This window comes from Spongiibacter tropicus DSM 19543, assembly GCF_000420325.1.
Classification (GTDB): Bacteria; Pseudomonadota; Gammaproteobacteria; order Pseudomonadales; family Spongiibacteraceae; genus Spongiibacter; species Spongiibacter tropicus.
The window spans coordinates 859,221-885,876 of record NZ_ATUS01000001.1 but is presented as its reverse complement, the minus strand read 5'-3'; the positions used below and the strand labels follow the sequence as shown (position 1 = coordinate 885,876).

At 58.7% G+C, this 26,656-nt stretch carries 27 protein-coding genes; 14 read left to right on the top strand and 13 right to left on the bottom strand.

All coding sequences use genetic code 11. The features are described 5' to 3' along the window. Nucleotides 1-160 precede the first annotated feature (160 nt). From G411_RS19285 to G411_RS0104230, 3 genes are read left to right on the top strand one after another with little or no spacing between them, the layout of a single operon-like run. The gene (locus G411_RS19285) at nt 161-1,750 is read left to right on the top strand and encodes a cation:proton antiporter family protein (RefSeq protein WP_022957931.1); all 1,590 of its coding nucleotides are present in this window, start codon (nt 161-163) and stop codon (nt 1,748-1,750) included. Between the two features lie 54 nt (nt 1,751-1,804). Continuing rightward, a complete protein-coding gene (locus tag G411_RS0104235) occupies nt 1,805-3,109 on the top strand; it encodes a DUF2157 domain-containing protein (RefSeq protein WP_022957930.1) in 1,305 nt (434 codons plus the stop codon). After that, on the top strand, nt 3,099-4,037 hold the full coding sequence (locus tag G411_RS0104230; RefSeq protein WP_022957929.1) for a GDYXXLXY domain-containing protein: 939 nt from the start codon (nt 3,099-3,101) through the stop codon (nt 4,035-4,037). The genes G411_RS0104235 and G411_RS0104230 overlap by 11 nt, the downstream gene beginning before the upstream one ends. A gap of 101 nt (nt 4,038-4,138) precedes the next feature. Here the strand turns inward: G411_RS0104230 and G411_RS0104220 are convergent, their stop codons facing one another. The 4 genes from G411_RS0104220 to G411_RS0104205 all read right to left on the bottom strand — a co-directional run bounded on the left by G411_RS0104220 (nt 4,139) and on the right by G411_RS0104205 (nt 8,047). Next, nucleotides 4,139-4,921: a transglutaminase-like domain-containing protein gene (locus G411_RS0104220; protein ID WP_022957928.1), complete on the bottom strand. Its 783-nt coding sequence runs from the start codon at nt 4,919-4,921 to the stop codon at nt 4,139-4,141. A gap of 20 nt (nt 4,922-4,941) precedes the next feature. Next, nucleotides 4,942-5,811: a transglutaminase family protein gene (locus G411_RS0104215; RefSeq protein ID WP_022957927.1), complete on the bottom strand. Its 870-nt coding sequence runs from the start codon at nt 5,809-5,811 to the stop codon at nt 4,942-4,944. A 242-nt stretch (nt 5,812-6,053) separates the two neighbouring features. Continuing rightward, complete coding sequence (locus tag G411_RS0104210; protein WP_022957926.1) at nt 6,054-6,659, bottom strand: outer membrane beta-barrel protein; 606 nt, start codon at nt 6,657-6,659, stop codon at nt 6,054-6,056. 170 nt (nt 6,660-6,829) lie between these two features. Next, nucleotides 6,830-8,047: a fatty acid desaturase gene (locus tag G411_RS0104205; RefSeq protein ID WP_022957925.1), complete on the bottom strand. Its 1,218-nt coding sequence runs from the start codon at nt 8,045-8,047 to the stop codon at nt 6,830-6,832. Between the two features lie 230 nt (nt 8,048-8,277). Here G411_RS0104205 and G411_RS0104200 point away from each other — a divergent pair, with 230 nt between their 5' ends. Beyond that, nucleotides 8,278-9,285 carry a 2-dehydropantoate 2-reductase gene (locus G411_RS0104200; protein WP_037508406.1) on the top strand — a complete coding sequence of 336 codons (1,008 nt, stop codon included), beginning with the start codon at nt 8,278-8,280 and terminating at the stop codon, nt 9,283-9,285. Here the strand turns inward: G411_RS0104200 and G411_RS0104195 are convergent. The 4 genes from G411_RS0104195 to G411_RS0104180 form a co-directional block, all read right to left on the bottom strand. Next, nucleotides 9,271-10,020 carry a hypothetical protein gene (locus tag G411_RS0104195; RefSeq protein WP_022957923.1) on the bottom strand — a complete coding sequence of 250 codons (750 nt, stop codon included), beginning with the start codon at nt 10,018-10,020 and terminating at the stop codon, nt 9,271-9,273. The two genes, G411_RS0104200 and G411_RS0104195, sit on opposite strands and share 15 nt — an antisense overlap. Nucleotides 10,021-10,127: 107 nt before the next feature. After that, nucleotides 10,128-10,373, bottom strand: a complete 246-nt coding sequence (locus tag G411_RS0104190; RefSeq protein WP_157581118.1) for a DUF6868 family protein — start codon at nt 10,371-10,373, stop codon at nt 10,128-10,130. Nucleotides 10,374-10,396: 23 nt separating this feature from the next. Continuing rightward, nucleotides 10,397-10,717 (bottom strand): Mpo1-like protein, encoded by a 321-nt coding sequence (locus tag G411_RS0104185; protein WP_028968133.1) that lies wholly within the window; start codon nt 10,715-10,717, stop codon nt 10,397-10,399. Nucleotides 10,718-10,733: 16 nt separating this feature from the next. Continuing rightward, nucleotides 10,734-11,489 carry a class II aldolase/adducin family protein gene (locus G411_RS0104180; protein ID WP_022957920.1) on the bottom strand — a complete coding sequence of 252 codons (756 nt, stop codon included), beginning with the start codon at nt 11,487-11,489 and terminating at the stop codon, nt 10,734-10,736. A 138-nt stretch (nt 11,490-11,627) separates the two neighbouring features. On the opposite strand from G411_RS0104180, the gene G411_RS0104175 reads away from it, so the two are divergent. Continuing rightward, nucleotides 11,628-12,311: a Crp/Fnr family transcriptional regulator gene (locus tag G411_RS0104175; protein WP_157581116.1), complete on the top strand. Its 684-nt coding sequence runs from the start codon at nt 11,628-11,630 to the stop codon at nt 12,309-12,311. 3 nt (nt 12,312-12,314) lie between these two features. Here the strand turns inward: G411_RS0104175 and G411_RS0104170 are convergent, their stop codons facing one another. From G411_RS0104170 to G411_RS0104150, 5 genes are all read right to left on the bottom strand, one after another. After that, the gene (locus G411_RS0104170) at nt 12,315-13,040 is read right to left on the bottom strand and encodes a DUF481 domain-containing protein (RefSeq protein WP_022957918.1); all 726 of its coding nucleotides are present in this window, start codon (nt 13,038-13,040) and stop codon (nt 12,315-12,317) included. A 155-nt stretch (nt 13,041-13,195) separates the two neighbouring features. Next, nucleotides 13,196-13,708, bottom strand: a complete 513-nt coding sequence (locus tag G411_RS19280; protein ID WP_022957917.1) for a hypothetical protein — start codon at nt 13,706-13,708, stop codon at nt 13,196-13,198. Then, nucleotides 13,702-15,927: a YadA-like family protein gene (locus tag G411_RS19275; RefSeq protein ID WP_022957916.1), complete on the bottom strand. Its 2,226-nt coding sequence runs from the start codon at nt 15,925-15,927 to the stop codon at nt 13,702-13,704. The genes G411_RS19280 and G411_RS19275 overlap by 7 nt, the downstream gene beginning before the upstream one ends. Nucleotides 15,928-16,262: 335 nt before the next feature. Continuing rightward, a complete protein-coding gene (locus tag G411_RS0104155; RefSeq protein ID WP_022957915.1) occupies nt 16,263-17,090 on the bottom strand; it encodes a mechanosensitive ion channel family protein in 828 nt (275 codons plus the stop codon). Between the two features lie 135 nt (nt 17,091-17,225). Beyond that, the gene (locus tag G411_RS0104150) at nt 17,226-17,996 is read right to left on the bottom strand and encodes a glucose 1-dehydrogenase (protein ID WP_022957914.1); all 771 of its coding nucleotides are present in this window, start codon (nt 17,994-17,996) and stop codon (nt 17,226-17,228) included. 248 nt (nt 17,997-18,244) lie between these two features. Between G411_RS0104150 and G411_RS0104145 the strand changes: the two genes are divergently transcribed. The 9 genes from G411_RS0104145 to G411_RS0104105 all read left to right on the top strand — a co-directional run bounded on the left by G411_RS0104145 (nt 18,245) and on the right by G411_RS0104105 (nt 26,644). Further along, nucleotides 18,245-18,721, top strand: a complete 477-nt coding sequence (locus G411_RS0104145; protein WP_022957913.1) for a hypothetical protein — start codon at nt 18,245-18,247, stop codon at nt 18,719-18,721. 94 nt (nt 18,722-18,815) lie between these two features. Continuing rightward, nucleotides 18,816-19,082 (top strand): DUF4404 family protein, encoded by a 267-nt coding sequence (locus G411_RS0104140; RefSeq protein WP_022957912.1) that lies wholly within the window; start codon nt 18,816-18,818, stop codon nt 19,080-19,082. Nucleotides 19,083-19,198: 116 nt separating this feature from the next. Further along, nucleotides 19,199-19,606 carry a DUF1330 domain-containing protein gene (locus G411_RS0104135; protein ID WP_022957911.1) on the top strand — a complete coding sequence of 136 codons (408 nt, stop codon included), beginning with the start codon at nt 19,199-19,201 and terminating at the stop codon, nt 19,604-19,606. Nucleotides 19,607-19,681: 75 nt separating this feature from the next. Continuing rightward, on the top strand, nt 19,682-20,686 hold the full coding sequence (locus tag G411_RS0104130; RefSeq protein ID WP_022957910.1) for an AraC family transcriptional regulator: 1,005 nt from the start codon (nt 19,682-19,684) through the stop codon (nt 20,684-20,686). A 128-nt stretch (nt 20,687-20,814) separates the two neighbouring features. Continuing rightward, complete coding sequence (locus G411_RS0104125) at nt 20,815-21,990, top strand: acyl-CoA dehydrogenase family protein (RefSeq protein ID WP_022957909.1); 1,176 nt, start codon at nt 20,815-20,817, stop codon at nt 21,988-21,990. Between the two features lie 22 nt (nt 21,991-22,012). Continuing rightward, nucleotides 22,013-22,678: a glutathione S-transferase family protein gene (locus tag G411_RS0104120; RefSeq protein ID WP_022957908.1), complete on the top strand. Its 666-nt coding sequence runs from the start codon at nt 22,013-22,015 to the stop codon at nt 22,676-22,678. Between the two features lie 37 nt (nt 22,679-22,715). After that, on the top strand, nt 22,716-23,870 hold the full coding sequence (locus G411_RS0104115) for an acyl-CoA dehydrogenase family protein (RefSeq protein WP_022957907.1): 1,155 nt from the start codon (nt 22,716-22,718) through the stop codon (nt 23,868-23,870). A 40-nt stretch (nt 23,871-23,910) separates the two neighbouring features. Then, nucleotides 23,911-24,738, top strand: a complete 828-nt coding sequence (locus tag G411_RS0104110) for a helix-turn-helix domain-containing protein (RefSeq protein WP_022957906.1) — start codon at nt 23,911-23,913, stop codon at nt 24,736-24,738. Between the two features lie 103 nt (nt 24,739-24,841). Further along, nucleotides 24,842-26,644 carry an acyl-CoA dehydrogenase gene (locus G411_RS0104105; protein ID WP_022957905.1) on the top strand — a complete coding sequence of 601 codons (1,803 nt, stop codon included), beginning with the start codon at nt 24,842-24,844 and terminating at the stop codon, nt 26,642-26,644. Nucleotides 26,645-26,656: the final 12 nt, after the last annotated feature.

Here is a 26,656-nt window from a genome sequence, read left to right as displayed (position 1 = left end):
GGCGTCGTTGTCGCGGAACGCTTTTGCAGTATACGTTAGCATTGCTGCGAATCGCGCTTGGCCTGTGATTTAAACTGCGTGCATCTGTGTGCATAATAATTGCTTATCCGGTGCAGAAGCGCCGCGCCGCATTTTCACCCACCACTGCATGGATTCAGCAATGATCGAGCCCCTGTTACTTGCCCTGGCATTTCTCGCTGGCCTGATCTTCCGGCGCATGGATATGCCTCCGCTATTGGGCTTTCTGCTTGCCGGTTTTATGGCCGGTGCGCTGGAACTGGGTGACAGAGATGTGATCAACCAGTTGGCGGATATCGGCGTGGTTCTGCTGCTGTTTACGATCGGCCTCAAACTTAAGATACGTGAATTGCTCGCGCCGCAGATTTGGGCGACCGCATCGCTGCATGCGCTGTTAGTGGTGCCTCTCACCACGCTGGTGCTGCTCAGCCTGCATTTTCTGCTGCCCAAATACACGGCATTGCCAACCGAAACGGCCTGGGTGCTGGCGTTTGCCCTGTCCTTTTCCAGCACGGTCTTCGCGGTCAAAATTTTTGAACAGCGCGGCGAGGGCGCGGCACTGCACGCGCAGATAGCCATCGGCATTCTTATTGTGCAGGACATCATGGCGGTGGCTTTTCTGCTGTTCTCCTCCGGTGACTGGCCCAGTCCCTGGGCACTGATGCTGGTGGCGCTGCCACTGCTGCGCCGGCCGCTGCTGAAACTGCTGGATATGGCGGGGCACGGCGAACTGCTGGTGCTCTATGGGCTTGCTATGGCACTGGCCAGTGCCTGGCTGTTTGAGGCGCTGCACCTCAAGGCGGGATTGGGCGCATTGGTGTTTGGCGTGTTGCTGGCGAACAGTGACAAGAGCGTGGAGCTGTACAAGGGGCTGCTCACCCTGAAAGATATCTTTCTCACTGCATTTTTCCTCAGCATTGGTTATTACGGTCTGCCGGACGCCGGCATGCTGGCACTGGCGCTGCTGCTGGCGATCTTGGTGCTGCTGCGGCCGATTATCTATTTTGGGCTGCTCATGCTGTTTCGGCTGCGTGCCCGGACGGGCTTATTGGCGGGCCTGTCGCTGAGTAACTACAGCGAGTTTGGTCTGATCGTCGCTGCGCTGGCGGTGAAAGAGGGGTTGTTGCCGGAGCAATGGTTGACGATTCTGGCGGTGTCGATGGCGATGTCGCTGTTTATATCGGCGCCGCTTAACAAGCTGGCACATCAGTTTTACGGGCGTCACGGCGCACGCTTGCAGGGTTTCGAGCGTCAGCAGCTGCTGGCCGCGGAGCAGGGCGTTGATCTGGGCGATGCCGAGATTGTGATTTTCGGTATGGGTCGCATTGGCGGTGGTGCCTATGAATACCTGAGCCAGCACTATCCTGGCCGCATTATGGGGATTGAAGAAAGTGCCGAGAAGGCGGCGCAGTTGCAGCGCGAAGGTATGCGCTGTGTAGCGGGCGATGCCAGTGACCGGGATTTTCTCGAGCGCGCTGAATTATCTCGCCGTCGCTTGCTGCTGGTCTGCCTGAGTAACCACAGCGAAAATGTGCGGGTGGTGAGTATGCTACAGTCGCTGGGCTATCGCGGCGACATCGCTGTTATTTCCCGCTTTGCTGACCAGCAGCGAGAGTTGCGTGACATGGGGTGTATCAGCTTCAATCTGTATGCGGAAGCCGGTCACGGCTTTGCGGAGCGTGTGCTCGACGCATTGGACGACACGCCCGAAGGCGCGAATGCGGTGGCCTGAGCGGGCGCACTCCGAGATCGATAAAAACTATTTGTTAAGAGAATCACCGCCATTATGGATAACCACAAGCCCTGGCTGCGTGCCGAAATTGCCCAGTGGCTGCGCGAAGGATTGATCAATGACGAGCAGGCTAACCGCCTGTACGAGCGCTACCCGGATACGGCGGTATCGCGCGTAGAGCGACCGCGGGCGCGCAGCATTTTTGCGTCGCTGGGCGCCATTATGCTGGGGCTGGGGGTAATTCTGCTGATTGCCTACAACTGGGAGGCCATGCACCGCTACAGCAAACTGGGCATGATTTTCGGTGGTTTTGTGCTCAGCCATCTGGCCGCCGCCGCCCTGCGCAGCCAACCGCGTTTGAGTCAGGCCCTGCACCTGCTGGGTACGATGATATTCGGTGCCGCCGTTTGGTTGATTGCACAGATCTATCATGTCGATCGCCACTATCCTGACGCGTTTATGTTCTGGGCCTTTGCGGCGCTGCTGATGGCGTGGCTGCTGCCCTCGGTGGGGCAGGCTCTGCTGGCGGTTGTGCTGATCACTTGCTGGACGCTGGCCGAGGCGGGCGATTTCGAACGTTTGCATCTGCAGGGCAGTGTTCTGCTGTTGGTGGGCGTGCTTCCCCTGGCGCATATCCTTCGCTCTCAGGCACTGTTGAGGATGGTGTTGCTGGCACTGCCCCTGTGTTTTTTGCCCAGCGCCTGGCGTGTGGATGAAGACGCAGCGTTATTCTACGGCCTGTTGCTGGGCGCGATTTACCTAAGTGCCGAACGTCTGGCCCCCCGACTGCCGTGGACCCAGAGTGTCACCCCGCTTTACCAAAGCGGTATGGCACTTTGGTGGGCGACCCTGTTGCTGCTGAGCTTCAGTAAACTGGCGGAGGTGGTTGCACTGCCCTCGGCGTTGGCGGCACAGCCGCTGGCGCAGGCCTTCACGGCGACCATGGTGCTGTTGCTGTTTGCCGCAGCGGGCGTGACTCTGTTCGATCAGCGACTGCGGCCCCGCAGCCTGCAGCAGTGGCTGGAGTATCTGCTGCTGTGGTTGCCGCTGTTAGCGATTTTGTACAGTCGCATCAGCTCGCCAATCCCCGGCGTGTTAGAGGCCGTGGCCAATCTCGCGTTGCTGGCCTACGCGCTCTTGTTCATTTACCGGGGGAGTGAGGAAATTCGTCCCGGCAGTCTTGCGGCGGGTAGCATCTTGCTGGCCGTGCTGACCTTGCTGCGCTTCAACGACCTGTTCCACAGCTTGTTAGCCCGGGCTTCGGTCTTCTTGCTGCTGGGTGTGCTGCTTTTGCTGGCCGGGCTGCGCTACAGCCGCCAGCAGGAACGTCGTAAATTGGAGAAGCCCCATGCGCGCTAAGTTGCTGACGGCGGCAATCCTGCTGCAACTGTTGTTTCTGGCGGTGTTCGCAATGATGTGGGAGCGCCTCTACCACGACGGCCATACCGTGTATCTGCGCACCGAACCTCTGGACCCCCGCGATCCCTTTCGCGGTGATTACCTCACCTTGAATTACGATATTAATCTTGTTGCGGCCAGTGCCTATCGCGGTCCGGCGCCGTTGGACGTTCTCCAGCGCGGTGACAAAATCTATGCTGCCTTGCGGCCGGGGCAGGAAGGGGTTTACCACCTGAAAGCTTTGTATTCAGAACCGCCTGCCGGTGACATCTTTATTGAGGGGCGTGTCGATCGTCGCTTCGATGAGCAGCTGCGGCTTCGCTACGGCATTGAACAGCTCTATCGGCAGCAGGACAAAGCCAAGGCAATGGAACTGATGCAGCGTGGCGGCGAGTCGGTTCCGAGACCACTGGATATTGAGCTGGCCGTCGATGAGCAAGGGCGTGCCCTGATCAGGGGCTATCGCTGGGCTGACCTCGGTATCTCGGTGAATTGGAAAGAAGGCGACAAGCCGCTTACCGACAATGCAGTGAACGAACTTGAGGTGCGTATTCATAATTTTGCTGATAAGGCGGTCTGGCTGATCGATGATCCTCAGCATTGTGCCTTCGCCTTTACCGGTGAACAGACGGCGGCGGTGGTACAGCGTTCTCCCTGCGAAACACCGGAGCCGCAGCGTATCAATGCCGGCAGTGATTACCAGTTTTCGCTGAGGGTGCTGTCTCGCCAGTGGCAATTGAGTGAGACCGACGCAAAAGGCAATGCCCCCGCACTGCAGCGACGTAGTGCGCCACTGCGTTTGCAGTTGCGTTACCGCAGCCCGGTATCCACTCTCGATGCTTGGCAAGGAGAATTGCTGTCGGCGCCACTATGGATGCCTTCTCCATGAGGCGTTGATCTGGTGGATGCCGGCGGTTTTTTGTTCATATTGAACCTGGGCGTAGATTTTCACCTAGAGCCGAACCCGTTTTTTGGGGGCTTGAAAAAGCATTAAATTGAACGTACTCGAACTTTCTGATGTATCAGGGTGATGGCCGGTCCAAATTGGTTATAAATGGCTACGTCGGCGGCATCACGGCCGTAGCCGATGGCCACGTACCCCCCCTTCTTCTCGGTTTGGGTGGCGTCAAAGGTATACCAGCGGTCGGCCACATAGGCCTCGAACCAGGCGTGCAGCTCCATGGGTTCGAGGTGGTAGAAGTAGCCCACCACCATACGGGCAGGAATGCTAAGGCTTCGGCAGAGGGCAATGCCCAGATGAGCCAGGTCTCTGCATACCCCTGATTTTTGTTGATTCACTTCAATGGCTGACAGCGAGGAAAAACTGCTGGCGGGCTGGAAGCCAATGGAGTTGTGCAGCCAGTGCTCGATTTGGGCGACTTGGTCGTAGCCGGGTTTCTGGTCTTTGACGATTTCTGCCGCCATTTCGCCAAACCGGTCTGACTCGCAGTAGCGGCTAGGCAGCAGGTATTTGAGCACTCCGTCAGGCAGGTTCTGAATGTCGACAAAGCCGCTACCGTGGGCCTCATCGATGCTGTCGGTGGTGAGGATGCGGGCGGATGTCGATAGCAGGAAGTCCCCGGGGGGAGCGGTCAGCCGCTGGCAAAGATTGCCGTAATCATCGGTAAATTCCACGGCGGAAACACTGGGGTAGAGCAGATACTCTTCGCTGGCAATCCATTGTTGGGCGCCGCTCCGGGGGCGAAGCATCAGGATCATCGGCGTTGGAATATCGATCAGAAATTGTAGTTCGCAGCTGGTTTGTAGCCACATAGTGAAACTGTCCTTTGTGGTCAGAGGGGGCCTAGAGCAGTCACCCAGACATTGACTACCATGTTGGCGCCATACGGGCCGTGAAAAGCGCCTGCGATAGGCGGCACCGATTCCGGCAGCCGCGCAACAGCGACCGAAATATGTTCATCCCCCACAATACTGCCCAGGGTTGGGTCAAACCCTTTCCAGCCAGCGCCTGGAATAAATACTTCCGCCCAGGCATGGGTAGACCCCGGCTCACCCGGCGCATTGGGGGTGGCGTTGGCATAGAGGTAGCCGCTGACAAAGCGGGCGGCGAAGCCCAAGTGTCGTGCTGCAGCCATAAAAAGGCAGGCGGAATCCCGGCAGGATCCTGAGGCTAGTGATAGGGTTTGTTCTGCACTTTGTACGCCTTCTTCTTCACGCCTTCGGTAGGTCAGGGTTTGATAAATGCGTTGATTCAGGCGAAGTAATAATGCAAAGGTTTGAATGGTCTCGCCAGGCTGCCAGATACCGGCTACCCAGTTTGTTAGCAGACCGCTGTCGGCCGCCGAGGGTAAGCGCACATACGGTGACAGTAGAACCTTGTCTTCATCGCGGTAGTACAGCGGGTAATCGACTGCGTAATCGGCAACCAGGAAGTCGTGTGGGGCCTGGTCGTACTGCTGAATAATCACGTCACTTTGTATTCGCAGGCTCTGGGTGCTGCCTGAGAAGGACGCTGTAGCGACGGCGTTGCCCTCCACATCTCGCTGCCAGCGCAGAGTCGCCGCTGGCGAGATATCTAGTGTTGAGCTTTCGATGCGCAGCTCCGGCCCCTCTCTTGGGCGCAAGCGCAAACTGTGTGGTTGCAGCAGAACAGGGCCGGAAAAGCTGTATTGGGTTTGATGCACAATTTTGTAGCGTTTCATGTCAATCCTGCTTTACGGCTCGGCGACCTATCCCGGGATTGAGGAATCGCTTTGTACAGTTAACCACGTCTGTCTTGTCAGCATCCAGTTTCTGGCTGCTTGATTCAGCACAGCCATCATGTGGCGGCCTGTTATACAGACTTTTGGGCGGTTGCTGTGTCGCGTGACGGGCAGTATTTGCACCAGACGCTCGCTCACCGCATTCGGCGACAGCCCAGCGGTGAGCGTTGTTGAAGCGTGGTTTAGAAAGCGAAGTGGGCGGTCAGGCCAAAATGGTCACCATCCACCTCGGCGCCATTGATATCACTGACCTCGTAAGTGATCGAGGTGTGTCGTAGACCCAGCCATACTCTCTCAGAGATCTCGTAGTTGTACTCAACGACAAAGCCGGTGGCATCATCGAATTCGACGGTTTCCTTGGCAAAGTCATCGAAATCAAATTCCACTTCGGGAGATAGGTGGTGGCTCACACCGACGCCGAAGCGGTGCTGGCCATTGTTGTAAAACACCAAGGCCTCCAGCGGAAAGCGGTCGAAGCTGGCGTCGCCATTCTTCGCAGTAATGCTGTCGAAATGGTAGTTGGCCGTAAGCTGGTAGGAAAAAGCGCTGCCACGAGGCTGAATCAATACGCCGCCGCCCAGCATCAGCAAGCTACCGGCTTTGATTTTCTCGCTGCTGGCATTCTTGAACTGCACTTTGGCGAGGTCATCACCGCCGTCAGTGACGGCCGCATTTACGATGCCGCGAAACACCGGTTCTGGCGACGTTGGCGATGAGACTTGTGCCTGTGCGGCTACGGGTAGAATGACGGCGCTTGCCAGCGTGATGGATCGAAAGAGTCCCTGCATAGTTATTGCTTCCTTGAAAAAACGCCAATAGAAATTAACGGGTTTGACGAGGCGCGACAAGCGGAATTTGACGGATATCGATCGACTTAGATAATGCGGCAGGCAGAAACAACAAGGCCCTCCGAAGAGGGCCTGTTGGGGCGTTGCTTTGTGCGGCGCTTGCGCCCCGCTTATGCCATTTGTGCGCTGAGCAGTTGCAGGCGTTTGCGCTGCATTTTCAGAGCGTACTCCAACTCTTTAAAGCGGCTGCGCAGCGTGGCGTGTTCCCAGGCTTCAGCCAGATTGTGTTGAAGCTGTTCTTTGTGTTCGTGCAGGTTCTGTTGCAGGGCATTTTTCTGAGCGGTCAGTGTGGCGCGCTTGGCGTCCATCCACTGCTGGCTAACGGTGTTCCAGTCGGCCAGCGTCTTGCGGAACTGCTGGTATTCCTGCTCCAGAAACTCTTTCAGGTGCGGGGCTTCAACCACACGTTTGCGCAGGGCCTGCTCGGTGCGTTTGAACTGCATGGTCAGCACTGCGCGTTGAATTTTGAAATCGGGGACTTGCTTCAGGTCCCAGGTCAGGCCCAACCACGAAGCACTTTTGATCAGCCACTTGGTAGGGTCGTAGTGCCACCAGCGAATGCCGTTGCGGTAGTCGTTCTGAAAGATGTGGTGGTAGTTGTGGTAGCCCTCACCATAGGTGAACAGGGCCAGCAGATCGTTGTCGCGGGCAGTGTTTTCGTCGGTGTAGGGACGGCGACCCCAGTAGTGGGCCAGCGAATTAATAAAGAATGTGGTGTGGTGGCTGACCACCAGGCGCAGAACACCGGCCAGCAGCACGTGCTCCAGCATATTGCCGGTGGCAAAGCCGAGCGCCAGCGCGGGCGCAAAGTTCATGATGACTACCAGTGCCAGATAGTTGCGGTGCTGCCACATGACAATTTTGTCGCGTTGCAGATCGCGGGCATTGGAAAAGTCTTCGCTGCTGGCCGGGTAGTCGCGAAGCATCCAGCCGATATGCGAGAACCACAGGCCCCGCTTGGCGGAGTAGGGATCGTGTTCAACATCGTCGACATGACGGTGATGACGGCGATGGCCGCTGGCCCAGATCAGGATACTGTTCTGAGTCGCCGCCGCACCGAACAGTGCGAAAAACAGGCGCAGACTCCAGTGGGCTTTATAGGCGTTGTGTGCCCAGAGGCGGTGATAGCCAGCGGTGATCGACATGCCGTTGGCACCCAGTACCAGTACAAAGGCAATCCAGCCCGCCGCGGTAAAACCGTGGGTCAAGCCGTACCAGGGCACGCCGATAGCGGCAATCAGAAAGGTGCTGCTGAACAGGACAGTCTGCAGCCACAGGAGGGGCGGCTTGCTATCGTGTTGGGCAGTCTGCGGAGTGTTCTCGGACATGGGGTCACCGTGTTGATGCTAGAGCTATCGCCGTTTAGCGTTCAATCTCAGAATTTCAGCGGCTCAGTGTAGCGAATGCCTGAAACCAATGACAGTTACAAACAGATGACATTGTGCTGTTCGCGTCACAGCAGTGTTGCCCGGTGGCGCCAGCTTGCCAATAGGGGATTTGACCGACGGCTGCCTGGGAATGGCCGTATAATGTCGATCATGATAACAAGTAGAGGGTCGTGCCTGTGAAGGTCGGAATCGTCGGTGCGGGTAGCATAGGCTGTTACGTGGGAGCGGTAATGCAGTTGGCGGGCGCAGAGGTGCACTTTCTGCTGCGCCCGCGCATGGCGGAAACGCTGTCGGCGCACGGGTTGCGAGTGAGCGATCTGCGTGGTCTGGATCGGCAGTTGGACGCGGAGTTGCTGCACCTGCACACCGAGGCGGCGGCGATGACCGGGCTGGATTGCCTGTTTGTCACCGTAAAATCCGCCGATACGGTAGCGGTGGCAGAGCAACTGGCCGGCGTACTCAACGGCAGCGAAACGATTGTCAGCCTGCAAAATGGTGTGGGTAATGCTGCCCAGCTTCGTCAGTCGCTACCCAATCAGCCGGTGCTGGCGGGGATGATTGCCTTCAATGTTTTGAACTGTGGTGAGGGGCATTTTCATGCCGGTACCGACGGCGCGATTATGGTGGAGGAGTGTGCCGCGATGGATGAGCTGGCCTCGCTATTTGCCGCTACGCAGACGCCGTTTGAGTGGCAGCCGGATATGGTGGCGGTGCAGTGGTCCAAGCTGCTGCTCAATCTGAATAATCCCATTAATGCGCTGTCGGGCTTGCCGCTGAAGGACGAGCTGTCGCAGCGGGCTTACCGTCGTTGCCTGGCCCTGCTGCAAACCGAGGCACTGCAGGCCATTCGTGCGGCGGGTCTGCCGCTGTTGAAATTGACCGCCGTGCCGCCGTCGGTGTTGCCCTGGGTCTTGCGCAGCCCGGACTGGCTTTTCCGTAAAGTGGCTCAGCCCATGTTGCGAATGGACCCCCTGGCGCGGTCGTCCATGTGGGAGGACCTGGAATTGGGTCGCCGCACCGAGGTGGACTGGCTAAATGGTGAGGTGGCTGATTTAGCCCGGCGCCACGGTTTGGTCGCGACGGCGAACGAGCGGGTGCGGGAGTTGATCAAGGCGGCTGAGCAGGGCGGACGCCGCGATTTCAGTGGCGAGGAACTATTGGCCTTACTGCGCGCTTAGGCGCTGATCCGGACGGCTGGCGATGCGTCGCTGACCGTCGGGATAGCTGACTACCAGGCGGCCACCCATCAGCCGGTAATCAAATTTCAGTGACCAGTTGCCGTTGTCGTCGGCGACATGAATTTTGCCGTTCTCGGCTTTCCAGAGGTGTTTGCTTCCCTGCTCGCAGGGAGAGTAGTCCTGCGGTGGCTGGCGGCTGTCAACGCGTCGTGAATCCTCACAGAGACTGCCGTCGTCTTGAAACTGAATGCTCCACTGCTGCCCCATATAGGGATTCTGCGCGTCGATGCCGGGTGTGACATCGCTGTACCAGCGACCGACCAGGGCGTCATCCACAGGGTTTACGTTTGCGTCGGCGCGCAGTGTAATACCATGTCTGGCCAGCGCATTGGCGCCGTCGAGTGTCAGGCGTACGCTGCGATCATCGATCCATTGCAGCGTAAAGATTTTCTCGTCGGCCATGGCGCTGACGCGCAGCGGCTTGTAGGTGCCGGTGATCAGGCCCTCATCGATATTGCCGAGTAAAATCATGCGGTTGAGGGCGTCGCCCATTTGCAGCTTGGCGCTGATCATCGATGCGAAGCTGCGGCGACTGTCCAGGTTCAGTACCCAGGTCTGGTCGTTCACTTCTGCGATATAGCGATTGCGAAATTCCTTGTCGCTTGCTGCTGACAGTGTGCTGCTGAGCCCGAGTATCCATAGTACGAGCAGTCTGCCAGCCTGTATCTGTCGCATAATTGCCCCTGTTCATTATGAAATTATTGGCGGCCGGGGTGATGGCAAGTGTCACACTTTAGCGTATTTGCCACGTGCTGCCGAGTTTTTCATGGGGCGCGGAGTCATCAGCTCATCAGTCGTAAAGCCAGATAGGGACTGAGGTTGAACAGCAGGAAGAGAATTTTATAGGCGGCGAGCCACTGCACGTACAGTACCCGCAAGCGTGCTGGCGGCACGCCGAGTACACGGCTGTGCAGCGCCAGCAGCGAGTCCTGAAAGCCCATGAGCAGCCCCGCGCTGATCAGCAGCAGACCGCCGTTGATCAAACAGCAGTAGTAGAGCAGGGCTTCCAGTGCATGCAGGTCCATCATCGGGCTCCGTTCATGGTGCTTTCTTACAGAGGGATTTTACCCGTAAGCAGGTCTTTGGCCATCACCCAGTCGCCGATAAAGCTGTAGAGCGGATGTTTGAAGGTGGCGGGTTTGTTGTGCTCGAAAAAGAAGTGACCCACCCAGGCGAAACCGTAGCCCACAACCGGGAGCAGCCACAGCCATTGCCACTGGGCGGTGGCTATGCTGCCAAACAGCAGCGCCAGTACCAGCAGGCTGCCAATCAGATGCAGGCGGCGGCAGGTACGGTTCTGGTGCTCGGACAGATAGTAGGGATAGAACTCCGCAAAGCTGTTGAAGTGTGTTGGCAGTGTCTGGTCGTTCATATCTACCTCCTGACGGTTATTCATCGTAGCCGGGGTTTTTGCGATCTAGTCGGCGCAACAGCCCCGGCCAAGCGAGGTCGCCAAACAGCCCCTTTGTCACGATGCGAGCCGCTTCTTTCACGCCGTCGACAATCTCCGGCTGAACCGGCACCAGTTCCCGATTACCGGCCAGTGCGCGTACCTGAATCATACAGCTCGCCTCAAAAATATACATGGCGAGAAAGGCATCGGCAGGCGTATTGCCCACGGTCAGCAGGCCGTGGTTGCGGAGCATCAGGAAGGTATTATCGGCAAGGTCGGCCACCAGTCGCGGCTTTTCGTCTTCATTCAGGGCGATGCCCTCGTAGTCGTGATAACCCAGAGCCGCCAGTACCAGTGTGGATTGCTGGGATATGGGCAACAGGCCTTCGCGCTGGGTCGAGACGGCGACGCCGTTGAGCGAGTGGGTGTGCATCACACAGTGAGCGTCTTCGCGGGCGGCATGAATGGCGCTGTGAATGGTGAAGCCCGCGGGATTGACGGGATAGGGGGAGTCCATCACCTTTTCCCCATTCTGGTCGATTTTTACCAGCGATGAGGCGGTGACTTCCTCGAACAACATGCCGTAGGGGTTAATCAGGAAGTGCCCCGGCTCGCCGGGTACCCGCGCCGAAATATGGGTAAAAACCAGATCATCCCAGCCAAACAGGGCGACCAGCCGGTAGGCGGCGGCCAGGTCGACGCGGAGTTTCCATTCCTCTTCCGAGACTTGAGATCGAACATCTGCGGACATTGTGTTGCTCCTCTTTTATTATCCAGTAGAAGATAGCGTTATTTTGCGGGCTTTGCCCGAGTAGAACTGTCACTCCGTTGACAGTTTGCCGAAAGTGGCCCCTCGGCTGGAGGGCGCCGCCGGGCTGTGGAGGGTGGCTTGGTCGACAAACGCGATATATTGCGGGGGAATCCGCTGATGGTGGGGCTGCCGGCGGAGCTGGTGGAAGCGCTGCTGGCCCGCTGCAAGTTTCGCCATCTTGCAGATGGTGAATACCTGTACAAGCAGGGGGATGCCGGGGAAGCCATGTACGGCCTGTTGAGCGGCCGGGTGTCTTTGGGCAACAGCAGTCGCAGTGGGCGCGAACTGTTGGTGATGATGGCAGAGCCGGGGGACTGGATTGGTGAGGTCTCGCTGTTTGATGGCGGTCCGCGCAGTCATGATGCGGTTGCCAGAGGCGCCTCGCAACTACTGAGCATCGCCAAGAGCGACCTCGATGAACTGTTGGCCAAACGCCCGGAGCTGTATCGTTATTTCCTGCCTATGTTGTGTCGAAAATTGCGGCTGGCGCTGTCGTATGTGGAAGCGGCGGCCTTGCAACCGCTGGCCTCGCGGCTGGCACTTCGACTTCTGGATATCAAAACCTTCTACGGTTGTGATGAGCACGGCCAACTGGCGGTACATCTGCCGCAGGAGGATCTGGCAAAAATGCTGGGGGTCTCGCGACAGGCGGTCAGTCGCGAACTGAAACGTCTGGAAAAGGCGGGGCTTGTGGCGCTGGCTTATGGGCGCCTGCGCATCCTCGATGAAGATGCGCTGCGCCGTGAAGCCAGTGAGGGCTGAGCCTTAGAAGCTGTATACCAGCGTAACGGCTGTCTGGCGATCCATGTGCACAACGGCTTGCGGAACCGTCTCGTTGTACTCGATGGTGTAGCTGATTTTCAGGCCAAAGCCGCCGACAATTTTGGTTTTCAGCGCGGTAACGGATTTGCTGTAGGTGTTTTCGTCGCCGCTCTCTACCGACAGCGTCTGCTCGAAACTGGCGGTTTCAGACAGCTTGGCGTTCAGCTCGGTAGACAGGCGCACGATGAGTTCTTCAACCATGCCGTCTTTGCCGTCTTCGCCTTGGCCGTCAAACTCGCTGATCCGGTAACCGGGGCCGATTTCGGCGTCCCAGGTCACGCGCTCGTTTTTCAGCAGGCGTCGACCATAACCACCGGAGAGAGTGGCCTGATAGACGTAACCACTGAAGCGGTCTTTGTTCATTGAGGCGTAGCCGAAGGTGTAGTTGTACTCGCTGACATCGTAGGACAGGCGGTCTGAGAGGAAGTATTGCTCGTCAGAGCGCACGCCTTCAACTTCACTGTTCTGTGCGTTGCCTTTGATTTGATTTGTCCACAAACCGTCCTTGCGATTTGCCTGACCTTTCGCCAGAACACTGGTTTCGTTGCTGTTGCCATCGGTCTGGTAATAGCCGAATTCAATATCGCCTTCCCACTTCGGGGGCTCACTTTGGGCGATAGCAGTGTTTGCCGCCAGCATGGACAGCAGCAGGCTGGTTTGAAGTTTCATGGTTCTTCCTTAGTTGGTCGCCGGTCACGTACGGTTGGCTGTGCATGTTAATGCGCAAAATGACCGCGTCAATAAGCGGGGGCGTCAGAGGGGCAGATTTGTTCGGGAAAGTGGAGAAAATGCGCGGCAGCGAGCTGCTGTCGCGCAGTGGACGTCTACCACCGGCGTTTTCTGAACCAGTCTTCGGCAATTTTCTTGTCGTTGAGTTCGCCTGTGACGACCGCAACACCGATCATCCGCCACTCGCCGTAGATTCGCTGGTACAGCAGGTCGAATTTCAGCGTTACCGGGTTCAGATCGAACTCGCCGCGCATGCGCAGCAAGCCACTCTCACGAATCTGGGGCTCAATTTCGAACTTGGGCTTCACCAGCAGCGTTTGCCGCAGGCTGATGCGGGCCTCGCGCAATTCCTCAAACATGGCGCGAAGGTCCGCTTCCGCATTGGTTTTCTGGAAATCGGGGGCGGCGATCCCAATCAGTACGGCGTAGTTCTCGCTGTCGTTGGCCTGGTCTATGGCGATCATTGTGGACCACAGCAGCGGCAGCGCCTCGCCATATTCCAGAAAGCGAATATCGGCCTGACCGCGAAGCGGTATCAGTGTGAGCAGGGTGGCAAGGAACAGCCCTGCGCCGAAGCGCAGGACTGATGGGCGGGACGGGCTTACCATGCGGCGGTAAACCCGACGCGGCCACCGACGGTGGACTCGCGCGCGCTGCCGACAGCGAACTCAAATTGCACCGACTCCGAGGCGCGAAGGGCCGCAGACAATGCCGCCGCTTCCTCGCTTTCGAAGTAGCCACCTCCCACACTCAAGGCAAAGCGCTTCCCGGTCGGGACGTAGGGCGCTTTCATGGCCATGGCCAGTGCGATACCGCGACGGTTTTCTTCAATATCGCGACGGGCACGGTCTGACTCTGTGCTCAGTGACTCAATTGCGGCGAATGTTGCGCCACCATCGGTAGCCAGATTGCCATTGGCGTCACTGGTGACGATTTGCGTCGGCCCGGATTGTGCGTTGCGGCTGGCCTGCGAGGTGATGCCCGGCATGGTGTAGGTGCTGCTGCTGGTGCCCAGCGCGACCTGATTGGCGCGGGTTGTGGTGGCACCTGCACCCAATGCAACAGAATCGTCGTGGGCGGCAACGGCGCCATCGCCAATGGCCACGGCGCGCGCGCCATCGGCCTGAGCAGCTTCACCGACGGCAGTAGATCGCAGTCCGTTCGCGGTGGCCAGGTGACCCAGGGCCGTGGAGCGCTCGGCATTTGCGGCTGACCGCCAGCCATATGCCGTGGCACCCGGACCGGTGGCTACGGACTCACCGCCGACGGTGGTGGTGGAGTTCCCGTTAGCGACAGCCTGTGTACCGATTGCCATGGCATCGACGCCTGTGGCTGAGGACTCGTTACCAATGGCGACAGATTGCTCGCCTACGGCATTCGCGGCTTCACCAACAGCCGTTGAGCGAACGCCATCAGCTTGTGCCAGATGGCCAAGGGCTGACGAGCGCTCGGCATTGGCCGCTGAACGCCAGCCATAGGCAGTTGCGCCTGGACCGGTCGCGACAGATTCTCCGCCGACCGTGGTGGTGGAATTGCCGTTGGCGATGGCTTGCGTACCCATGGCCATCGCATCGATACCCGTGGCGGAGGATTCATTACCTACTGCGACGGATTGTTCGCCGACGGCGCTGGCGGCTTCACCCACGGCGGTGGAGCGAATACCGTCAGCCTGAGCCAGGTGACCCAATGCGGTTGCGCGCTCTGAGTTGGCGCCGGACTGCCAGCCAAAGGCCGTGGCACCGGGGCCGGTGGCCACCGACTCGCCACCGACAGTGGTGGTGGAATTACCGTTGGCGACGGCCTGTGTACCCATGGCGATGGCATCCACGCCAGTGGCGGAAGATTCATTGCCCAGAGCGACAGATTGCTCGCCCACCGCATACGCGGCTTCACCAACAGCCGTCGAGCGAACGCCATCAGCCTGAGACAGGTGGCCCAGTGCGGTCGCGCGCTCAGCATTGGCAGCCGATTGCCAGCCGTAGGCGGTTGCGCCCGGACCGGTTGCCACGGACTCGCCGCCGACAGTAGTGGTGGAATTACCGTTGGCGACGGCTTGTGTACCCATGGCAATGGCGTCGACACCCGTGGCAGAGGATTCATTGCCCAGTGCGACAGATTGTTCGCCCACGGCGCTGGCGGCTTCACCAACAGCTGTTGAGCGAACACCATCGGCCTGAGCCAGATGCCCCAGTGCGGTGGCGCGCTCAGCGTTAGCGCCGGATTGCCAGCCGTAGGCGGTGGCGCCCGGGCCGGTGGCGACGGACTCGCCGCCGACGGTGGTGGTGGAGTTGCCATTGGCAACTGACTGGGTGCCCACGGCGATGGCGTCAACGCCGGTGGCGGAGGACTCGTTGCCTACTGCGACGGATTGCTCACCGACGGCGCTGGCGGCCTCACCCACGGCGGTGGAGCGAACGCCATCGGCTTGCGCCAGGTGGCCTAAGGCTGTGGCGCGTTCCGAGTTGGCACCGGAGCGCCAGCCAAAGGCCGTGGCGCCGGGGCCGGTGGCTACCGACTCACCGCCAACGGCACTGGTTGACGGGCCGGTGGCTGTGGCAACAGTACCCACGGCCAGCGCGTCGGTGCCCGCTGCTGTCGCATTGTTGCCTATCGCTGTCGCCTCGGTGCCACTGGCATTGGCGCCATCGCCGCAGGCGGTATTGGTGGCATCGCCATTATCGTTCGGGGCGATCGTGGCGGCAGTGCCGACATTGTCACATTCGAACGCGTGAGCGCTCGGCGTATACAGTGTCGTTGATCCGAATGCGCCAGCGCCGATTATTGCGGCCGCCAGCGAACGGATTCTGAATCGCGTCGTTATCATCATTGAAGCCTCCATAGGCACGATTGGGGGGTGCAGCGAGAGCGGATGCCCGCTGTGAGGTGGCTGTCGTGCAATGAAGGAGGCAGATAGGGGAGCTTGCTGCGAGCAGGGGTCGCCACTCAGATGTGTCGAGTATCCGAAGCGTCGCTTGTGTGAGTCTTCTAACCCTATGGCAGTGCGCAGTATCCATGCGTCCATCTTATCGTTGTGAGCATCCAGACAGCCTTACGGTTCACTACGAGTTTATTGCGCAATTGGATTTGGTTTTTTGCAGAAATACAGCGGGAAAAAACAGGGAGGGAACAGCGAGGAGAGGGCTCTCCCCGCTGTGACCGCGCTTATTGCTCGGTTTTGTGGAAGTGAACATCCATTTGTGGATAGGGAATACCGACACCGGCTTCGTCGAAGGCCAGTTTGATTCTCTCGGTCAGGTCCCAATAGGTGGGCCAGTAATCGTCAGTTTTCACCCAGGGGCGGCAGATCAGGTCCACGGAGGATGCGCCCAGAGCCGCAACGGCAATGCGGGGTGCGGGATCTTTCAGGACGCGTTCGTCCTCGTTCACCAGTCGCTCAAGAATTTCTTTGGCCAGCTTGATGTCGGCGTCGTAAGAAATGCCAACCAGCAGGTCTACGCGGCGGCGAGGCTTCATGCTGTAGTTGGTGATGGGGCCAGACATGATCTGCGAATTGGGGATCACTATGCGTTTGAAATCGCCGCTGATCAGAATGGTGGAGAACAGGCTGATGCTCTCGACGGTGCCTGAACAGCCACCGGCATCCACCCAGTCGCCCACCCGGCAGGGGCGGAACGCGATCAGCAATACGCCAGCGGCAAAGTTTGCCAGCGAGCCTTGAAGGGCGAGACCAACCGCCAAGCCGGCAGCACCCAGCGCGGCGATGACGGATGCGGTTTGGATACCTGCATGGGCCAGGGCCGGGATCAGTGCGACGGCAAAGATGATGATAAAAACCAATTTGCCGATAAACGCGGTCAGCGTCGGATCAAAACTCTTTTTTTCCAGCGCTCCACGGGTAAAGCCGGATACCAGCTTGGCCAGCCAATAGCCCACCAGAACAATGGCGAGCGCGCCGGCGGCGTGGATACCAATGTCGACAAGTTCCGGGCCGTATTTATCGAGTAAGTCTTGAACTGCTTGCTGGTCCATTCACACCTCTTGTGATGATTAAAGGGAATGGCCGTGATTATAGACATGTCTGCCGTCGGCGCTTCAAGCAAATTTCGTGATCTACCTCTAGTTCGCGGTGCTCAGAGAATGTGCGATGAGCGCATGGCTCTGCGCTCAAAATGGCCAGGTCGTCGACTCTGCTCCCCCATCGACCTCCAGAATTTTTCCCGTCACCCAGCGCCCTGCGGGAGACGCGAGATACAGCGCAGCGGCGGCAATATCCTGTGGCTCGCCGAGGCAGGCCATCGGTGTGAGGTCAGACATTTTGGCCTGTGTGTCCGCGTCGAGAAATTGCTGTAAGGCGTCGGTCAGAATGGTGCCGGGCGCGATGCCGTTAACACGAATATCCGGCGCAAAATCAGCGGCCAGCAGTTTTGTTAGCTGGGTGAGCGCGGCCTTGGCGGTGCCATAACTGCTAAAGCCCTTTTGCGCGTAGCGGGCGGACGCCGAGGTAATGTTGATGATGTTGCCCTTGCGCTTCAGCAATTCCGGCTGAGCGAGTCGGCAGAGATTGAACGCTGTGGTGACGTTGAAGTCGAAATCGCGGTTGAAGGTTTTGGCATCGGTCTTCAGCGGGTCGTTGGGCCAGGCGCCCCCGGCATTGTTCACAATAATGTCGATGCCACCGTATTTTTCGACGGTGGTGTCGACCAGCGCTTGTAGCTGGGCCTCATCCGCGACATCACAGCTTACGGCGATGGCATCACTGCCCGCCTGCTCGCACAGCGCTGCTGTGGCATCGATATCGGCCTGTGTGCGTGCGGCGCAGACCACACGGGCCCCGGCTTCGGCAAATTGCAGAGCAATGCCGCGACCAATACCCCGGCCCGCGCCGGTAACAATGGCCACGCGACCGTTCAGAGAAAACAGAGATTCCGGGTGCATAAACGTCACTCCTCTTGTTTATTGCTTTTTTCGAGATGAGCTTGAAACAACTAGGCCGCAGCTTGCCCGCACCGACAAACCGCGACAATGACCAAAGCGGTCTTGCCATAGTCATTTGAGAGCAGCGGTCATTTGAGTGAAACAGCCATTTGCTAACAAAAAGAAATAATACTTGATATCATCAAATGATAATCATTATCATTTGTGCAAAAGGGGAACGCGAACAACAACTGCCGGGAGTGCCAACTATGAGTATTCGATTTCTGTGTGATGCCCATCGAGAACAGCTACAGCAAAGTCAGGCGATCGCCTGTCAGCGCTGGGATGAGTGGATGGAAGCGGGGCGTGAGGCGTACAGCCGCCGCGACTGGCTGCCAGCATTGCGATTCCTAGGGTGCTGTTTTGAGCTGAGTGAACTGATGATGAAAGGCAATCATCAGCCGGATGTCCCCGAGCTCGATCGTCATATGATTTCCGGACACTATCTCGCCGAGTGCTTTGCCCGCTGTGGCGAGAGTGATTTGCAGCGTCACTGCTTGCTCGCCGTGCATTACCGCCTGTTGCAGGCCCTGAGAAATGCCCGGGGACGGCGATTGCCATTGAAGCACAATGTGGATATTTCCCTGCAGATGCTGGAGCGTTACTACCGCGATGCGGGCTGTCTGGACGAATTGACCCACTGCCGTCGAGAGAGCAAGCGTTTGTTGGCACGCTGCTATCACTGAGTCGATTGCGGTCACTGGGTCGATTGCGGTGTTTCCGAGTAGGCGAGCTGTCGTGCTCTTGCTATGCTGCGCGTAAAGCCATAGGAGTCACGAAATGGACCTTAAACACCTACACGACCAGCTGAACCGCCTGCAGACTGAAATCGACAGCCTGCCCGTGGGCAGCGATGAACACGCCAAATTGCACGCCCTGATCGACGATATTGATCGCGAACTGGGCAGCGGTCCGGAGCTGGTGCTGGAAGATACCGGTATCCAGGACCGCCTCGACGACATGGTGTCGACGTTTGAAGTAGAACACCCGACGGTTGCCGGTATTCTCAAGGATATTATGGTGAAGCTCGCCAGTATTGGTGTGTAAGCGCTTCAGCGCCGCAGCGGGGCGAGACCCTGTTTGTGGCGCTGCCTCTGTGGTGGCCTGTGTGCCGCCCAACTCAGGGAAGACCGACGCAGCCAATAATAATAAGTGGAGGCCCTATGCCCAGTATTGATCCCCGCCGTGAAGATATTCATTCGCTGTTGGCGCGCGTGCCGCCCGGGCAGCCGGTGACCATGCTGAATCTGCTGCGATTTCGCGACAGAGCGGCTTATGCTGACGGCGATCACGGGCAGAGCGGGCGAGAAGCCTATCGGGAATACAGTCGGCAGGCCGAGCGCTGCGTGAAGGCGGTGGGCGGTCAGGTGATCTGGGCGGGCAGGGCGGTGTCGCCGATTATCGCGCCGCTTGAGGAAGACTGGGATGCCTCTTTGCTGGTGCGTTACCCGGATATCGCGGCGTTCGAGGCGATGCTGAGCAATCCCGATTATCAGGCGATCACGCCGTTTCGCAGTGCGGCGCTCAGCGATGCGCGATTGATTGCCATGCTTGATGAGGCGCCGTACTAGCGTCGCCGCTATCGCAACACTATTCCGACCGCTCATCCCTTGCCGTACACTTCTGCGCTATACAGGCGCAGAGTAGTGAATAACGTGATTCATCCCGGCTGGACGGTGAACAGCACCAGCATCAACAGCATTGTGCAAGCCAGTGTGGCGCTGGGCGGCGACGCGGACGCCATGCTGCTGGCGGCCGGTATCGACCCCGACAGTCTGCTTGACCCCGAGTCGCGACACCCGTTTTCGGCGATGCTGGCCCTCTACAAACAGGCCTCACAACTGAGCGCCGATGTGGGCATTTACGTCGGGCGTATCGAATATATCAGCCGCATGAATATGCTGCTGTATGCCTGCAGCGTTTGCGAGACGCTGCGCGAATATCTCAATCTGATGCCGAGTATTCTCCGCTTCGCCGGGGATATTGGCGAAACCCGCATCCGCCGCGATGGTGAGTATCTGTGTTTGGACTGGTTGCCTCTCTGGAAAGGATCCCGCGCGCTGCGCTACCCGGCCGACGCCGTGCTGACCACGGCGATGGGCATACTCGGCTCGCTGTGTGTGCAGCCGATTCCTTTGTTGCGGGCGCAATTCAGTTATGCGGAACCCGCTGAAAAACGCTTGTTACACAGTGTGTTTGGCGACAATCTGCAGTTTGGCGCTGAGGAGAGCCGACTGTATTTCGATCGCGCCTGTCTCGACTATCCGCTGATCCAGCTCGACTCCGACTGGGGACGCGCTGTGCGAGCGTCCACCCGCCACCTTTTCGACAGCGCAGACAGTGACCCGGTGTTGCGTTCATTGCGTGCAACACTGATGGGCATGTTGCCTGCGGGGGGTGTGACGATCGACCGCACGGCGGCGGCCCAGAATATTTCCCGGCGTACCCTGCAACGACGTCTGGCGGAACGCGGCACGCAGTTTGCACAGGTGCTGCAGGGGTTGCGCGCAGAACTGGCGCTGCAATATCTGGCCGACGAGCGGCTGAGTATTACCGATATTGCTTTGCTGCTGGGTTATGCCGACCACGGCAGTTTTTCCAGTGCGTTCAAGAGCTGGTACGGACGTTCTCCTCGCGACTATCGCCACTGATCTTCCATTCTGCGCAGCGCGTCCTCGTGTCTGGCACCAAATCCCAAGCTGCTGGCACCAAATCCCAAGCGCCAGTTGCGCACTTTTATAGACTGTCCCGACAAGAGCAATAAACGAGACGGTGAACCATGGCTTTGGATTTTGACAGTGCTCGACTGCACAACCCCTATCTGCGTCCCGAACATGAAGAGTGGCGCAGTCAGTTGCGAAAATTTTTGGAGGTCGAAGTGCGGCCCCATCTGGATGACTGGGAGGAGGCCGGCAAGCTGCCGGATTCCCTCTGGGCGAAAGCGGCCGATATTGGCCTGCTGCAATTGGGTTACCCCGAGGCCTATGGCGGCATCGCTGAAGGCATCGATCAGTGGCATGTGAACATCGCCAATGAGGAAATTACCCGCTGCGGCTCGGCAGGTGGTCTGGTGAGCAATCTGCTGATCCACGGCATTGGTCTGCCGCCGGTGGTTAACTTTGCCAGTGAGGACATCAAACAGGCGGTCATTCCTCCGGTGCTGGCCGGTGAAAAGCGCATTTCACTGGGCATTACCGAGCCGTCTGGTGGCTCCGATGTTGCCAACATCACCACAACGGCCAAACGGGACGGTGACCACTACATTGTGAACGGCAGTAAAACCTTTATCTCCGGTGCGATGGGGGCAGACTGGGTGAGTACGGCGGTGCGGACCGGCGGAGAAGGTGCGAAAGGCGTATCGATGTTGTTGATTCCCACCGACTTGTCCGGCGTGTCACGGACACCCCTGGATCGAAAACAGGGCTGGTGGTGCGCCGACACCGGGACGTTTTACTTCGACAATGTGCGAGTACCGGCCAGTCACTTAATCGGCGACGAAGGCGCGGGTTTCTGGGTGATCATGAGTAATTTTAACCCCGAGCGACTGAGTCTGATTGTGACCATGGAAGCCGCGGCGAGGGCCTGTCTTGAGGACGCGGTGAACTGGGCGCGTGAGCGCAGTACCTTTGGCAAGCGCCTGGCCGATCATCAGGTGATCCGCCACAAAATTGCTGCCATGAAGCAGCGTATTAATGCCACGCAGTGCTATACCAACTACCTGACGCAGGCTTATATCGAGGGCCGTTGTGATCCGGGTGATCTGGCATTGGCGAAGGTGCAGGCCAGTGAGACGATGGAGTTTTGCGCGAGAGAAGCCAGCCAGATTCTCGGCGGCGCCAGTTATTTGCGGGGCAATCGCGTGGAGCGTTTTTATCGCGAAGTGCGGGTGAACGCCATCGGCGGTGGCTCCGAAGAAATCATGCGCGACCTCGCCGCGCGACAATATCGATTGTAAGGCCTTAGATAAGGATACCCGAATGACTGATAAGCCGACCTTGTGGCACAGCTACCCCTCCCGTTCGCTGCGTCCGCTCTGGGCGCTGGAGGAAATGGAGATTGACTACGAGCTGGTCACGCTGCCTTTCCCGCCGCGCCTGTTTCAGCGCGAGTACCTGGACGTGAACGCGTTGGGTACCGTGCCGTTTTTTCGCCACGGACAGGTGGAAATGACTGAGTCCACCGGAATTTGTCTCTACCTTGTAGAGCAGTATCAGCGCTACGATCTTGGGCTGCGCAGTGGCGATGCCGATTATGGCAATTACCTCAACTGGCTGTTTCATAGCGACGCCACGCTCACCTTCCCGCAGACGCTGATCCTGCGTTATTCGCAATTTGAGCCCGCAGAGCGCCGCCAGCCACAGGTGGTCGAAGATTACCGGCTCTGGTATCTGGCGCGGCTGAAACGCCTGAATGCGCACCTGCTGGACCACGATTATCTCTGCGAAAACCGTTTCACCATTGCCGATATCGCCGTGGGCTATGCCCTGTATCTTGGCGAGGGGCTGGGGCTGGCTGGCTTTTATGAGCCGCAAGTGCAAGCGTATCTCGCAAGACTTAAAGCAAGACCGGCGTTTCAGCGAGCAGAACCGATGGGCGCCGGCCCCGACAGCCTGGTCGTCAAGAAATACCCATTCAGCGATTAATTGATCACAGCGCCGCTGCAGCGGCGAGGGAGCAAAAATGATTCTCAGCGAAGAGCACCAGAAACTCCGCGATACCGTCGCACAATTTATTGACCGCGAAATCAATCCCCATGCCGATGAATGGGAGGAGGCGGGTATTTTTCCCGCTCACGAGCTGTTCAAAAAAATGGGCGATCTCGGTCTGCTGGGGATCAGCAAGCCCGAGGCTTACGGCGGCCTGGGGCTGGATTACAGTTACCAGACCGTCTTCTCCGAAGAACTCGGACGGATTAAAACCGGCGGCGTGTCGATGGCCATTGGTGTGCAGACCGACATGGCCACACCGGCGCTGGCCAAGTTTGGCAGCGATGCACTGCGCGCGGAATTTCTCGCCCCGGCGATCAGTGGCGAAGCGGTCTTTTCCATTGCAGTGAGTGAGCCACACGCGGGCTCGGATGTGGCCGCGATCAAGACCACAGCCCGCAAAGAGGGCGACGACTACGTGATCAACGGCACTAAGATGTGGATTACCAACTCCACGCAGGCCGACTATCTCTGCCTGCTGGCCAATACCAGCGAAGGCAAACCTCACAGCAATAAATCGCTGATTATCGTGCCGACCAAAACCCCCGGCGTGAGTTTTTCGCCACGGCTGAACAAACTGGGGATGCGCTCGTCCGATACGGCCCAGGTCTTCTTTGACGACGTGCGGGTGCCGCAGCGTTACCGCATCGGTGACGAGGGGCAGGGCTTTATCTACCAGATGCTGCAGTTTCAGGAAGAGCGGCTGTTTGCGGCGGCGGGAACGTTGAAAGGGATGGAGGATTGCATTCAGCAGACCATTGCCTACACCCGCGAACGGGAGATTTTCGGCAAGCCGGTGCTGGACAATCAGGTCGTCCATTTCCGGCTGGCGGAGATGCAGACTGAAGTCGAGGCACTGCGCGCCTTGGTGTATACCGCGGTTGAGCAGTATATCCACGGTCAGGACGTGACCGAGAAGGCATCGATGGCCAAACTGAAAGCCGGGCGGCTGGTGCGGGAAGTGACCGATGGCTGTCTGCAGTACTGGGGTGGCATGGGCTTTATGTGGGACAATCCCATCTCGCGTGCCTACCGAGACACGCGCATCACGTCGATTGGTGGCGGCGCCGATGAAGTGATGTTGAGTATTATCTGCAAAATGCTGGGAACCTTGCCCGGTAAGCGTTAACACCGGGCTGACCGCGAGCCCGTCACTTGAGGGAAACGGGGTGAGCAAAAGCACGGCTTTCGGGCGCTTATTGCGCTTCTGGCGTGGGGTGCACAGCCTTAGTCAGGAGCAGTTGGCCGATCGTCTGGACAGCTCGCCACGGCACATCAGTCGCCTTGAGAATGGCAGCAGCCGCCCCAGCGAAGCAATGGCGATGGATATCGCCCGCGCTCTGTCGCTGGGGCGTCGGGATCAGAGCCATTTACTGGTCGCTGCCGGATTTACGCCCCGGGAGGCGCCGATCGATTTCTTCGCTCCAGATATGAAGTGGCTGCGCACCGCCATGACCCGCAGTCTGCGTGCCCTCGACCCCTATCCGGCTTCACTGCTCGACAGCGCCTCGAACATTCTTATGGTCAATCGCGCCTGGGTCGGTTTTCACCAGCGCCTGATGCCCGCCGAGGAGCTGCGTGAGATGAAAAACTTTTACGAGTTTATGTTCAGCTCTCAGTCTGCCGAGAACGCCGTCAGCAACTGGCCGGATACCCTGTCGGCAATTCTGCTGTCGATTCAGCAGAATGCCCTGCTGCGGGATGATCCCGCGACCCAGGCGACGGTAGACCGTCTCAGCCAGTGTCCCTCGGTGCCGCGGGACTGGCGCCAACGGGCCGCTTCGGTGGAGCCGATGGCGAGTTTTCGTGTGCAGATTCCTGTGCATGGCGAGCTGCAGCGCTTTTTCAGTGTGAATACCACCGTCGGGGCGCTGGGCCCCACGGCCTTTGTCTCTGAGCCCATGCTGAGTATCAGCAGTCTTTATCCCGAGGATAGCCGTCTGAATCTCGATGAGTTATTGAACGGCAATCTTGAGCATCCGCTGCTGTTTTACTGAGGGCGACACGACCGGACATAGCTTGTCGTGGCAGGCCGCCGCAACTGGGGCCAAACTAGGGCATAAATCGTTCTAGCGTCCACGCCGGACAGGAGAGATTGCCGTGACAGCCCCGCTTCTTAATGAGCGCGATATTGCGTTCATGCTCTATGAATTCCTCAACTGCGAGTCATTATGCGAGCGCGAGCGCTACGCCGACCACAATCGCGAGAGCTTTGATGCCGCCATCGCAACGGCCAGATCCATTGCCGAACGCTATTTCCTGCCCATCCGTGGCAAGGTAGACCGCAACGAGCCGCGCTTCGAAGACGGGCGAGTGGTGATGCTGCCGGAAGTCCAGCAGGCGGTGCAGGCGGCGACCGATGCCGGCTTTGTTTCGGCGACGGCCGACTACGATGTGGGCGGCATGCAGCTTCCGCTGGCGGTCGCCGCGGCGGCCAACGCCTGGCTGTCGGCAGCGGGTAGCACCACGATTGGCTATCTGAGTCTGAGCAGTGCCAACGCCAGTCTGATAGAGGCTCACGGCAGCACTGAGCAGATAGCCAAATGGGCCGCACCGCTGCGCAGTGGCCGGTTTGCGGGCACCATGGCGATGACCGAGCCGGGGGCGGGCAGTGGCCTGGCCGATTTGATTACCCGCGCGGAACCAGCCGGCGACGGCAGCTATCGCATTACCGGCAACAAGATTTTTATTTCCGGCGGTGATCACGAGCTGAATGACAACATCGTGCACCTGGTGTTGGCAAGGGTGAAGGGCGCGCCGAAAGGGGTCAAAGGTATTTCGCTGTTTATCGTCCCCAAGTATCTGGTCAACGACGACGGCAGTTTAGGGGAGCGCAACGATGTGGCGCTGGCCGGGCTCTTCCACAAGATGGGGGGCCGGGGCCACACCTCCACCTCGCTGAATTTTGGCGAGCAGGGCGGCGCGGTGGGCTATTTGATCGGCGAGGAAAATCGCGGTCTCAGCTACATGTTCCACATGATGAACGAGGCGCGGATTATGGTGGCCAGTGGCGCGGCCACGCTGGCACTGGCGGGCTTCCAATACTCGCTGAACTATGCGCGTGAGCGTGCCCAGGGACGTCTGCCCTCCTGTAAAGATCCTCACTCACCGCCGGTGAGCATCGTTGAGCACGCGGATGTACGGCGTATGCTGCTGACTCAGAAGGCCTATGCGGAAGGTGCATTTGCGCTCTGCTTGTATGGCGCGCAGTTGGCGGACGATCAGCATACGGCGGCCGATGCGGAGACCCGAGATGCCGCGCGCTTGCTGCTGGATTTTCTCACGCCAATCATCAAAACCTGGCCGTCGGAGCAGGGGCCCAAGGCCAATAGCCTGGCGATTCAGGTGCTGGGGGGCGCGGGTTACACCAATGAACATCCGGTGGAAATGTTCTACCGCGATAATCGCCTGAATCCCATCCACGAAGGCACCACGGGCATCCAGTCGCTTGATCTGCTGGCGCGCAAAGTACCCATGCACGGCATGGCGGGGTATCAGGCCTGCCTGAAGGCCATCCGGGAAACCATCGCCGAGGCGCAGACGCTGCCACCGTTGGCGGCCTTGGGCGGAGAACTGGAGGCTGCGCTGCGGTGTCTGGAAGAAACAACGCAGTCGCTGCTGACTGCCATGGGTAGTGAGTCCATCGACCGGGTACTGGCGAACTCGGTGAGTTATCTGGATATGTTCGGTCAGGTGGTAATGGCGTGGATTTGGCTCAAACAGGGCTGTGCGGCACAGCAGCGACTGGCGACGGCACAGGGCAATGACGCGGACTTCTATCGCGGAAAATTGCAGGCGCTGCGCTATTTCTTCGCGGCTGAATTACCCAAGATCCAACACTGGTCAAACTTGCTGAAAAATCTTGAAAGTTCGGCTTTTGAGATGCAGGACGCTTGGTTCTAAACTGTGGCTCGG

What these genes read in the sequence shown, in the direction of transcription:
- G411_RS0104155 (WP_022957915.1), bottom strand. Translation starts at nt 17,090, where the DNA reads ATGGACCAGCAAGCAGTTCAAGACTTACTCGATAAATACGGCCCGGAA.
- G411_RS0104185 (WP_028968133.1), bottom strand. Translation starts at nt 10,717, where the DNA reads ATGAACGACCAGACACTGCCAACACACTTCAACAGCTTTGCGGAGTTC.
- G411_RS0104145 (WP_022957913.1), top strand. Translation starts at nt 18,245, where the DNA reads ATGAGTATTCGATTTCTGTGTGATGCCCATCGAGAACAGCTACAGCAA.
- G411_RS19280 (WP_022957917.1), bottom strand. Translation starts at nt 13,708, where the DNA reads ATGGTAAGCCCGTCCCGCCCATCAGTCCTGCGCTTCGGCGCAGGGCTG.
- G411_RS0104220 (WP_022957928.1), bottom strand. Translation starts at nt 4,921, where the DNA reads ATGTGGCTACAAACCAGCTGCGAACTACAATTTCTGATCGATATTCCA.
- G411_RS0104150 (WP_022957914.1), bottom strand. Translation starts at nt 17,996, where the DNA reads ATGCACCCGGAATCTCTGTTTTCTCTGAACGGTCGCGTGGCCATTGTT.
- G411_RS0104205 (WP_022957925.1), bottom strand. Translation starts at nt 8,047, where the DNA reads ATGTCCGAGAACACTCCGCAGACTGCCCAACACGATAGCAAGCCGCCC.
- G411_RS0104180 (WP_022957920.1), bottom strand. Translation starts at nt 11,489, where the DNA reads ATGTCCGCAGATGTTCGATCTCAAGTCTCGGAAGAGGAATGGAAACTC.
- G411_RS0104170 (WP_022957918.1), bottom strand. Translation starts at nt 13,040, where the DNA reads ATGAAACTTCAAACCAGCCTGCTGCTGTCCATGCTGGCGGCAAACACT.
- G411_RS0104140 (WP_022957912.1), top strand. Translation starts at nt 18,816, where the DNA reads ATGGACCTTAAACACCTACACGACCAGCTGAACCGCCTGCAGACTGAA.
- G411_RS0104135 (WP_022957911.1), top strand. Translation starts at nt 19,199, where the DNA reads ATGCCCAGTATTGATCCCCGCCGTGAAGATATTCATTCGCTGTTGGCG.
- G411_RS0104210 (WP_022957926.1), bottom strand. Translation starts at nt 6,659, where the DNA reads ATGCAGGGACTCTTTCGATCCATCACGCTGGCAAGCGCCGTCATTCTA.
- G411_RS0104195 (WP_022957923.1), bottom strand. Translation starts at nt 10,020, where the DNA reads ATGCGACAGATACAGGCTGGCAGACTGCTCGTACTATGGATACTCGGG.
- G411_RS0104115 (WP_022957907.1), top strand. Translation starts at nt 22,716, where the DNA reads ATGATTCTCAGCGAAGAGCACCAGAAACTCCGCGATACCGTCGCACAA.
- G411_RS0104215 (WP_022957927.1), bottom strand. Translation starts at nt 5,811, where the DNA reads ATGAAACGCTACAAAATTGTGCATCAAACCCAATACAGCTTTTCCGGC.
- G411_RS0104230 (WP_022957929.1), top strand. Translation starts at nt 3,099, where the DNA reads ATGCGCGCTAAGTTGCTGACGGCGGCAATCCTGCTGCAACTGTTGTTT.
- G411_RS0104190 (WP_157581118.1), bottom strand. Translation starts at nt 10,373, where the DNA reads ATGATGGACCTGCATGCACTGGAAGCCCTGCTCTACTACTGCTGTTTG.
- G411_RS0104125 (WP_022957909.1), top strand. Translation starts at nt 20,815, where the DNA reads ATGGCTTTGGATTTTGACAGTGCTCGACTGCACAACCCCTATCTGCGT.
- G411_RS0104235 (WP_022957930.1), top strand. Translation starts at nt 1,805, where the DNA reads ATGGATAACCACAAGCCCTGGCTGCGTGCCGAAATTGCCCAGTGGCTG.
- G411_RS0104120 (WP_022957908.1), top strand. Translation starts at nt 22,013, where the DNA reads ATGACTGATAAGCCGACCTTGTGGCACAGCTACCCCTCCCGTTCGCTG.
- G411_RS19275 (WP_022957916.1), bottom strand. Translation starts at nt 15,927, where the DNA reads ATGATGATAACGACGCGATTCAGAATCCGTTCGCTGGCGGCCGCAATA.
- G411_RS19285 (WP_022957931.1), top strand. Translation starts at nt 161, where the DNA reads ATGATCGAGCCCCTGTTACTTGCCCTGGCATTTCTCGCTGGCCTGATC.